Source organism: Xenorhabdus griffiniae, assembly GCF_015163655.1.
GTDB lineage: Bacteria > Pseudomonadota > Gammaproteobacteria > Enterobacterales > Enterobacteriaceae > Xenorhabdus > Xenorhabdus griffiniae.
The window spans coordinates 1-10712 of the sequence record NZ_JADEUF010000125.1; the positions used below are offsets into that span (position 1 = coordinate 1).

The 10712-nt window shown below is 41.2% G+C and carries 6 protein-coding genes and 2 pseudogenes; 4 read left to right on the top strand and 4 right to left on the bottom strand.

All coding sequences use genetic code 11. The features are described from left to right. Positions 1–108: 108 nt before the first annotated feature. Both IQ211_RS16090 and IQ211_RS16095 read right to left on the bottom strand, forming a co-directional pair. Positions 109–1278 (bottom strand): annotated as a pseudogene (locus tag IQ211_RS16090) (Na+/H+ antiporter NhaC family protein); the annotation flags it as partial. 45 nt (positions 1279–1323) lie between these two features. After that, positions 1324–2469: a trans-sulfuration enzyme family protein gene (locus IQ211_RS16095; RefSeq protein ID WP_189760035.1), complete on the bottom strand. Its 1146-nt coding sequence runs from the start codon at positions 2467–2469 to the stop codon at positions 1324–1326. 1025 nt (positions 2470–3494) lie between these two features. Between IQ211_RS16095 and potA the strand changes: the two genes are divergently transcribed. The 4 genes from potA to potD all read left to right on the top strand — a co-directional run bounded on the left by potA (position 3495) and on the right by potD (position 7459). After that, positions 3495–4610, top strand: a complete 1116-nt coding sequence (gene potA / locus IQ211_RS16100) for a spermidine/putrescine ABC transporter ATP-binding protein PotA (protein WP_189760034.1) — start codon at positions 3495–3497, stop codon at positions 4608–4610. After that, on the top strand, positions 4594–5454 hold the full coding sequence (potB, locus tag IQ211_RS16105) for a spermidine/putrescine ABC transporter permease PotB (protein WP_189760033.1): 861 nt from the start codon (positions 4594–4596) through the stop codon (positions 5452–5454). The genes potA and potB overlap by 17 nt, the downstream gene beginning before the upstream one ends. Next, positions 5451–6230 carry a spermidine/putrescine ABC transporter permease PotC gene (potC, locus tag IQ211_RS16110; RefSeq protein WP_189760032.1) on the top strand — a complete coding sequence of 260 codons (780 nt, stop codon included), beginning with the start codon at positions 5451–5453 and terminating at the stop codon, positions 6228–6230. Before potB ends, potC begins: the two co-directional genes overlap by 4 nt. Positions 6231–6406: 176 nt before the next feature. Next, positions 6407–7459, top strand: a complete 1053-nt coding sequence (gene potD / locus IQ211_RS16115; protein WP_189760037.1) for a spermidine/putrescine ABC transporter substrate-binding protein PotD — start codon at positions 6407–6409, stop codon at positions 7457–7459. 110 nt (positions 7460–7569) lie between these two features. Here the strand turns inward: potD and IQ211_RS16120 are convergent, their stop codons facing one another. After that, positions 7570–8889, bottom strand: coding sequence for a DNA-processing protein DprA (locus IQ211_RS16120; protein WP_189760031.1), 1320 nt, complete (start codon positions 8887–8889; stop codon positions 7570–7572). Between the two features lie 17 nt (positions 8890–8906). After that, positions 8907–10199, bottom strand: a pseudogene (locus tag IQ211_RS16125) (RecQ family ATP-dependent DNA helicase); the annotation flags it as partial. Positions 10200–10712: the final 513 nt, after the last annotated feature.

A 10712-nucleotide genomic window follows, 5' to 3' on the forward strand; every position in this document is an offset into this window, starting at 1 on the left:
TGGAATAGCGTGATCTTAGCGTTTTAATGGGAGAAATAGCTATAGAAAGTCATATTCTGGTCTTTATTTAACCTCAATAACCTTGCTAAAAATGTGAGATCTCGCCCTGCCCCATGAGGTGCCTGTTGCTAATGACATGATGGAACTCATCAGGAAAATAAAACCGATGGAAAAACCCGCCGGAATAATACCAGAAGTCATTTGTGCAATATAAGCACCGGTATTTAAATCAGCGGAAACGTTACCCATTAAGAAGGCCAATACCATGACAGAGCTTATTTTTATCATGCTGGCATAACCAATATAAAGCTCTTTAAAAAAGGCTTCGATGGTTAAAACTCGGCGTAATAAGAACCAGAAAAAAGAGATCGTGGTTCCAAAGATAACACTCCAATAGATAGAGGTTGAACCGCTGCCCTTACTAAAATCACCATCACCTGTGATATAGAGAGCAATAGGGAGCATGAATACCGTTGATAAGATAGGAATAAAAAAGTTTAATGAAGTATGGCAGTTGGGATGTTCAATAATATCATCATTATCTTCACTGTGCTTGTTTTCAATATCACTATTTATATGTTCATGTAAGGCGCGCATTTCCGCAGTTTTCATTGGCCCCCAAGAAACATTAGAAAAAATATAAAATAAGACAGAAGCCAGAGATAACCAAGCCATAATATTATAAACCATAGAGCTAGCAAGTATATCGAATGGTTCACCGCTGATTAATCCTCTGGAAATCTGTACACCGATAACCCCCATCATTGCAGCACCCCAACCATTGATCATGGCGGAAGAACAAACAGAAACACAGGATGTCTGGATAATGTAAGCCATTTTTTCTGGTGGGATAGCGTAATTTCTGGCTAATTTCTTGGTTGATGCTCCCGCAATTAATTGGTTAATAGAGCTTTCAATAAAAATTAATGATGTAATGATCATTGCCAAAAATTGCACTGCTTTTTTATTTTCAATTAGCTGTGTTTTTTCCGTGAGTAAACGAACTAACGATCGCACACCTCCTGTAACAACCACAAGCCGCATTATGCCACCAATCATCAACATAAAAATGATGGTTTTTGTATTACCGGAAGAGGAAAAAGTATCAATAATACCTTCAATAGTTCCTTGTATACCTAAAATAACATTATGGTTATTAATGACAGTAAAACCCACTAATATGCCGAGTAGTAGTGATAAAATAACCTGGCGTGTAAATATAGCTAAAATAATTGTGACAACAGGGGTAATAATGGTCCAAATACCGTAATCATTCATTTTTTACTTACCTTATTTTATTGTTATTTTTTATATTAAGTAAATTTATTCTAATGCTTGTTCAAGGTCAGCTAATAAATCGCTAATATCTTCAATCCCTACGGATAAGCGTAACACAGTATCATAAATACCAATCTCTTCACGTTCTTCCTTTGTCATTGAGCCATGTGACATTGTGGCAGAATGATTAACCATGCTTTCCACGCCACCGAGAGATTCTGCCAAAACAAAATAGCGTAGCTTACTTACAAACCTCTTTGTATCTTCCAGTTCACCTTTTAATCTGATCGTAACGACTGCACCACCTGCGCGCATTTGCTGCTGGCAAATGGAATAGTGCGGGTGAGTGGGTAAAGCAGGATAATAGACCTGTTCAATTTTGGGGTGGGATTGCAGAAAGTTGGCAATTTCAAGTGCATTAGCACATTGCGCTGACATGCGTAACGCCAATGTTTTTAATCCACGTAATGCTAAATAGGCATCAAAGGGAGAGGCAATGGCACCAGTGGTCGTTTTTAAGAAATCCAGCTTATTAGCTAAATCATCCCGATGTGTAATAACGGCTCCGCCAATAAGATCAGAATGGCCACCAATATATTTACTGGTAGATAGCATCACAACATCTGCCCCTAATTCGAGAGGTTTTTGGTTCCATGCGGTTGCAAATGTATTATCAACACAAGTTAAGATATTGTGATTTTTTGCGAATGCACAAATACGTTTGATATCAACTAATTCTAATAATGGATTGGTTGGGCTTTCTATCCAAATTAATCGAGTATTCTCTCTTACTTTATCCTTAACATCAGTAATGTTATTTAAGTCAACATAGTCAAATTGGTGACCATTATTTTCAATCGCTACCCGTTCAAATAAACGAAATGTGCCACCATAAACTCCCTTCATTGCGATAATATGGGATTCTTTAGGTAACAAGTTTAAGACTAAAGCCGCGGCAGCTACACCAGAGGCGGTTGCCGTTGCATAAATCCCCCCTTCTATTTCGGCTAATAATGTTTCATAGGCATAGCGTGTAGGGTTACTGCAACGGGAATAACAGTATTCACCATGTTCAGATAAATCTTTCTGTACAAAAGTACTGGCTGTTGTAATGGGGGGAAAAATAGCATGGTTTTCTTTGTCTTGCTGTTTTCCACCGTGGATTAATGTAGTCGCTATATTTTTTATCATTTTTGTAATCCTATAAATGAGTTATCAATATATTTTTTAGGGAAAATATCACACTATTGAAAAATAATATGGCATAGAGAGTTAAAAAATTTTTTCCAAAAAATAACTAAATTTGGTTAATTTGGAGAAAAAATTTTCCTAAAGCAACGATTATCCATATAAATTAATAGGTTAAATCAACATGATTTAATGTGATGACTATCAATATATTGGAAATTTGTGCATGGTGATAGCGTCATTTTCTGGTTTTTCACGGTAAGTCAGTGAAGTTATCCCCAATCTTAACAGGATTATTTTTACTTTATTGGGGCTTTTTACGTTGACGATAAATTGAAATATGAAAGGTTATACCAATCTAACTTCAAGAGGCGTGTGATTTCTCCCCGCTAAGCGGGGAGAAATCAGGTTTCATATAGTGTTTAAATTGCAGCTTGAAGTTTAATGCGTATATTAAGGATATTTCATTATGTTGCTAAGAATATATTGAAAATATGCTTATCTTTGTGTTTTTTAATAAACGCTATCGCTGATTTCACCTATTAAATGCAACAAATGAGAGATTAAAAGGAAGGAGCCAACGGTGATAAATTTCACAACACCAGATCGTGGAAGATATCGGTGTTTGTTGGTTGCAGCATCGTTGGTAAAACGCGCCGGAAGGGTGGAAATGTAAAGCTGACCGCAGCCTGATCCCGAATCGGGTGGATACCTGCCTGAATGCATTGAAAAAAAATAGTATTTTTTTATTTCAAAAATATCCGATATGAAACTATTTCCATCTGGTACAATTCGGAGCAAAATGAGACACGTTATTACTATTCATAAAATAGTAATAAAAAATGACATATTGTCATTGTTTCAGCTTTCAATTTGGGCGTACTGCGTTTATGATGCGCGCTTCGTAATTTCAACCGGCGCCACTGGCTTTGAGCTTTAGCGGAGAAATGATGTCTCCTGCTAGCTAACACAGTCTTTTCCCGTGGCGGTTCTATCTGCATTATTCCAAGGGATAGATGATAGCATAAATGACTGAGAACACCTCTCTGACACCACTCGTTGAATTGAAAGCCTTGAGTAAGGGCTTCGACGGTAAACAAGTTATTTCACAGCTCGATCTGACAATCAATGATGGCGAGTTCCTGACCATTCTTGGGCCATCCGGTTGTGGCAAAACCACAGTTCTTCGCCTGATTGCCGGGCTAGAAGATGCAGACAGTGGCAAAATTTTACTGGAAGGGCAGGATATTACTGATATTCCTGCTGAGCACCGTCATGTTAATACGGTTTTCCAAAGTTATGCCCTGTTCCCCCACATGACCGTATTTGAAAATGTCGCTTTTGGACTTCGGATGCAGAAAACACCGGAAAAAGAGATTGCTCCGCGTGTTGAGGAAGCCTTGCGCATGGTTCAGCTTGAAGAGTTTGCCCAGCGTAAACCTGCCCAGCTTTCCGGCGGCCAACAGCAACGTGTGGCGATTGCCCGTGCGGTTGTTAATAAACCGAAAGTCCTGCTGCTGGATGAATCACTGTCTGCGCTCGATTACAAGTTGCGCAAGCAGATGCAAAATGAGCTAAAGGCGCTCCAGCGTAAGCTTGGCATTACTTTTATCTTCGTGACCCACGATCAGGAAGAGGCTCTGGTTATGTCAGACCGTATCGTGGTTATGCGTAACGGGCGTATTGAACAGGATGGCTCTCCGCGTGAGATTTACGAAGAGCCGAAAAACCTGTTTGTTGCCCGCTTTATCGGCGAAATCAATATCTTTGATGCTGAAGTATTGCATCGTATTGATGATCAACGGATACGCGCCAATGTCGAAGGCCATGAGTGTGATATTTTCACCTCGATGCCAGTGACCGTTGGGCAAACGTTGAAAGTCTTGCTGCGCCCGGAAGACCTGCGCGTGGAAGAGATCAATAACGGTGAGCAGGTATCGGGACTGATTGGTTACGTCCGTGAGCGTAACTACAAGGGCATGACGCTGGACTCCGTGGTCGAAATGGAAAATGGCAAGATGGTCATGGTGAGCGAATTCTTCAACGAAGACGATCCTGATGTTGACCATTCCCTGAACCAGAAGATTGCGGTCACTTGGGTAGAAAGCTGGGAGGTTGTGCTGGTCGATGAAGAAGACGCGTAAACTATTCCAGAATATCGTCATTACGGGCATCGTATCCTGGCTGATGCTGTTCGTCTTTTTGCCGAACCTGATGATCATCGGAACCAGCTTCCTGACCCGTGATGACGCCAATTTAGTGCAGATGATATTCTCGCTGGATAACTATAGCCGATTGTTTGATCCGCTGTATGCCGAGGTGCTGCTGCATTCGCTGAATATGGCGATTATAGCGACGCTGTGCTGTTTGGTGATTGGCTATCCGTTCGCTTTTTTCCTGGCTCGTATGCCGAAGAAACTGCGTTCCCTGATGCTATTCCTGTTGATCGTGCCATTCTGGACGAACTCGTTAATCCGTATTTATGGCTTGAAGATGTTCCTCAGTACCCGCGGGTACTTGAATGATTTTCTGATGTGGGTGGGGATTATCGATAAGCCCTTTCGCATTATGTATACCCCCGAAGCGGTTGTGTTGGGGTTGGTTTACATCCTGCTGCCGTTTATGGTGATGCCGCTTTATTCCAGCATTGAGAAGCTGGATAAATCCTGTCTGGAAGCGGCGCGCGATTTGGGGGCGGGGAAATTGCAGACTTTTATCCGCATCATTGTGCCATTGACCATGCCGGGCATTATCGCGGGTTGTTTGTTGGTATTGTTACCGGCAATGGGGCTGTTCTATGTGGCTGACTTGATGGGCGGGGCGAAGAACCTGCTGATCGGGAACGTGATTAAGAGCCAATTTCTCAATATCCGTGACTGGCCATTTGGGGCAGCGACCAGCATCTGTTTGACGTTGGTAATGGGATTGATGTTATTGGTTTATTATCGTGCGGCTAAACTGCTGAACAAGAAGGTGGAGCTGGAATGATCGGACGCCTGTTGCGCGGTGGCTTCATGACCATCGTTTATGCTTACCTGTATATCCCGATTATTATCCTGTTGGTAAGCTCGTTTAACCAATCACGCTTTGGCATTCGTTGGCAGGGCTTTACCACTGAATGGTATAGCCTGCTATTTTCGAATGACAGCTTGCTTCAAGCGGCAGGCCATTCCCTGACGATGGCGGTAATGTCCGCCACGTTTGCCACCTTGATTGGTTCCCTGACTGCGGTCGCCTTGTATCGTTATTCCTTCCGGGGCAAAAAGTTTGTTGGCGGTATGCTGTTTGTCGTGATGATGTCGCCGGATATCGTGATGGCGATTTCACTGCTGGTGCTGTTTATGCTACTCGGCGTTTCACTGGGATTCTGGTCACTGCTGTTTTCACATATCACTTTCTGCTTGCCGTTTGTGGTGATAACGGTTTACTCCCGCCTGAAAGATTTCGATGTCAAAATGCTGGAAGCGGCGCGTGATTTGGGCGCGGGTGAATTGACTATTCTGCGAAAAATCATCCTGCCACTGGCGATGCCGGCGGTTATGGCGGGTTGGCTACTGAGTTTTACCCTCTCGATGGATGATGTGGTTGTTTCTTCATTTGTGACGGGGCCAAGCTACGAGATTTTGCCACTTAAGATCTATTCAATGGTAAAAGTGGGAATTTCGCCAGAAGTGAACGCATTGGCAACGATTTTATTACTTATGTCGTTGGTTTTGGTGCTGATTAGCCAATTTGTGATGCGTGATCGCACAGAAAAGTCTTAATCTTCTTTTAAGCGTGGTTGCGGGTTGACCACGCTTTTATTAGCAAGAAATAAGTCACTTTACCCCATTAAATGTCACTTTTATAATAGCCCCCTTTTTCGGGGATAGGTTCACGCCGAACCTATATATGATACTAACGCACCAACTGCGAGGGGAAACATGACATGAAAAACAACATGAAAAAGTGGTTCTGTCTGTTAGCCGCTGGAATGATGGCATTAAGCATTGGTTCGGTGAATGCCGCTGCCGCTGATGATGGCAAGACGCTGTATTTCTACAACTGGACTGAATATGTTCCGCCTGGTTTGCTCAACCAGTTCACCAAAGAGACTGGGATTAAGGTGATTTATTCCACCTATGAATCCAATGAGAGCATGTACACCAAGCTGAAAACTTATAAAGACGGCGCTTATGATTTAGTGGTTCCATCCACTTACTTTATCTCAAAGATGAGTAAAGAAGGGATGTTGCAAAAAATCGATACCAGTAAATTGAGCAACTTCCATAACCTTGATCCTAATCTGCTCCATAAGTCTTTTGACCCGAATAACGATTACTCTATCCCTTATATTTGGGGTGCAACGGCGATTGGCGTTAATAGCGATAATATTGATCCTAACTCCTTCTCTTCCTGGGCTGATCTTTGGAAACCAGAGTACAAAAACAGTTTAGTGCTGACTGACGATGCGCGTGAAGTTTTCCAAATGGCATTGCTGAAATTGGGATATTCCGGCAATACCTCTGATCCGAAAGAGATTGAAGCTGCTTATCAGGAACTGAGAAAACTGGTGCCAAATGTACTGGCATTTAATTCTGACAACCCTGCCAACCCATTTATGGAAGGCGAGGCGGATATCGGTATGATGTGGAACGGCTCTGCCTATGTTGCGCGTCAGGCTGGTACACCGGTTGAGATTATTTGGCCGAAAGAGGGCGGGATTTTCTGGATGGACAGCTTGGCTATTCCAGCGAATGCCAAGAATGTTGATGGCGCGATGAAATTGATTGATTTCTTGTTACGCCCGGAAATTGCGGCGCAGGTTGCTAAGAAAATTGGCTACCCGACTCCAAATCTGGAAGCGAAAAAATTACTGCCAAAATCCATGACAGAAGATAAAACGCTGTATCCAGACGCCGAGGTGATAAAAAAAGGCGAATGGCAGAGTGATGTTGGCAATGCCAGTATCCTGTACGAAGAGTACTTCCAAAAATTGAAAGCAGGTCAATGACGGAATTATTGGGGAGCTTTGGCTCCCCTTTTTATATGCTTGCAGGTGTTTGAAAGAAATTTATGGTGTGGTGTATAGACAGTAAAAACATATTGCTATACACCTTTTAGTTAGAGCGATGTGTGGTTCCATTGATACCGGACTGGGCGATTAAGCTTTTTAATATAACCTTCTTCAATAGCTTGTTTTAACCAACACGTGATTTGAGATTTATGTAATTGAGTTATTTCAATTAGTTCTTCAATGCGTTTGGGTTCGTCCGTTAATCGTTTAAGTTCATTAATAAAAAGTTGGTAAAAATTAATTGGTTTTTCTGGCATCTCATTTTTTCGAGGGGCCTTGGTATCAATGAGTTCTGCTGCATTGGTGTTTTCTGAGAAAGCCTCTTTAGGCGATTGTGATAGTGGCTTTGCGCTAAAGGCCACGGTTGCAGAAAATAAATCAGGTTGTTTATCACCTTGTGAAAATAAATCTGACTGGGTTCCATTAGCTGAATGACATTCATCGGTAATAAAAAGTCTGGTCAGATCGAACTGTTCTAATGTTTCTGGGCACCATTTTCCTCCTTTGCTCACCAGAAGTTCGTTAGTGGTGGATTGATCATGAGTTGGCTTGACCCATAAAGGCACCCAGCCACGTTTAAGGTTTTCTTCAGCACCACTGATCGTACCCCCTTTCGTACTGGAATGAATAACAACGGATGCATCTGCCATACAGTAAATGTATTTATTGCGTGCCATAGCATTGCCTGTACTGAAACCAGCTTCAGGATAGAACGGCGATATTAATACGACATGACCATTCATGATTCCGCTACGCCATTTCGAGGATGTTGTGGCGGTCAACAAATTGTCTGACATAACACCGATGACATTACCACCAGCACGAATTGCGCCTAGCATAGCTGTTTCGTCTGTGCCTCTGGCTCCACCAGAGACAATAACAATGTTTTGGGATGCCGCTTTTGCACTTAATTGCTCGGTGAAGGTTAAATCTGCATGGGCAACGTTGCGTGAACCAACAACGGCGATACCTCCCATATTTAGCAGAGATTTATTTCCACAACCGAACAAGACAGGGGGAGAATCTGTTTTTAATTTTGCTTTGAGTCTATGGGGGTAATCCGGATCAGAGCGGGTGACTATCCACAATCCAGCTCGTTGCCATTTCTCCATCGCTAGGGCCAAGCTATGCCCACGATTGAGTAGCGCTATGATGCGCTCAGTACTGATTTTATTGTCATACCAGCCGCTTAGTAACGATTTAGGATCTGAAATCAACAGATCCGCAGGTGTTGCCTTTTTTTCTTTAAGCCATAAAGCAAAACGACCCCACTCAGAATTAGTAAGGGGTTTGGCTTCTTCACTACTGATGTGTGAAAAGTAGCTGGTCAATAGTAAGGTGGCTTGTGCGGTTGGTAACAAATTCATGTGCTTCTCACTGAAGTTGAGTATAGAATAGCGGTTCTGTGCCATTTACCGGATAATTTAAGAATAGGTGAAGGATTTTCAACGCTAAGAAACTTCAAAATTTTCTCAATATCGCCATGACTTAAATTGGTTTTTGCTTCAATATCACGAATAGATAAACCATCATATTGTGCCAATACATTGAGAATTTCATTGATTTGAACTTCAGAGAGGAATGCTGATTCTCTAAAATATTGGTGAATATCCTTGTCTTCGTTACCTGACATTAAAATACCTACAGCGTAATCAATGCCTCGGCCTGCGCGACCGACTTGCTGGTAATAGGCGACAACGGAAGCGGGTGCCTGATAGTGAATGACAAAACTTAAATCTGGTTTATCGTATCCCATTCCGAGAGCAGTTGTTGCTACCAATACTTTTAATTGATTTTTTAATAATAATTCTTCGAGATGTTGACGATAATTATTACTATTATCGAAATCTTCACACTGGATATTGCTATGATATGCTTTGGCATCGATATTGTTTTGTATCAACCAATTAGCGACCTGTTCGGCATCATATGTCGTTAGTGTATAAATAATACCAGTTCCTGGTAATGTTGGGATAACCTGGGCTAGCCATGCTAAACGGGATGCCTGATCAGGTAACAGTAGTGTTTGTAACCCTAAACTTTTACGGATCAATGGGCCTCTTTGTATTTGAACATTGCCCAATTGTTCTTGAATATCTTGTACTACACGATCATTCGCGGTAGCCGTTGTTCCCAAAACACCCGTATTTGCGGGGAGTTGTTTTAAGATATTAGTGATCAAACGGTATTCAGGAATAAAATCGTGTCCCCAGTCAGAAATACAATGTGCCTCATCAACAACCATTAAACCAATATTATCAGATACTTGTGTTAATACATTGCCTAAAAATTCTTGGTTAGAGAATTGCTTTGGATGGATAAATAAAACATCGATTGTATTCTGTTTTAACTTTTCAATAATTTCGGGTTGTTCATTTTTATTGGTTGAATCCCAGCGCACGGCATTCAATCCCAATCTTTTTGCCGCGTCGATCTGATTACGCATCAATGACAGTAAAGGGGAAATAATAAGAGTTGGTCCCTTTCCTTGGTCACGAAATATTTTTGTACTGATAAAATATACGGCACTTTTGCCCCATCCAGTACGCTGTACTATCAGTAGCTTCTGTCTCTGATTCACCAAGGCATCAATGGCTTCCCACTGACCATGACGGAATTTAGCGTTGGGATCAGCAAGAGAGGTTTGCAATAATTGTTCTGCATTGTGTAGGTTCATAGTTAAGTCTCTTATCTTTATAATTTATATTGCTAATTTTCTATTCATTAGTAGGGAAAGTTTGATGAGATACAGTCACTTAAAATTAATAGATGCTATTGCGAGGGTAATTCTTAATACTGTATTTAACCCAAACAACGAAATATACGCATTAAACGTCAAGTTGCAATTTACAACACGATATGAAACGTGATTTTTCCCCGCGAAGCGGGGGAGAAATCACGCGCATCTTGAAGTTAGATTGGTATAACTATTTCAATATAAAAATAAGGAAGTACGACTATATATGGCAATGTGGAAAGATCAACAGAAATTTTTTTTAGCCTAATGATAATTAATGTAATAAATAGTGATTTTGGGTAATTAATTGAGAGAGATAAATTAGATGGATGTATTTCACCATTTATCTTCATATGGGAATTTTTGATCGTTTTTTTCCATTATTCACCTGAATAGAGGCTTATTATCCAGAATAATAAACTCGTTATTTCTACTTTTAATAGAGATATATAT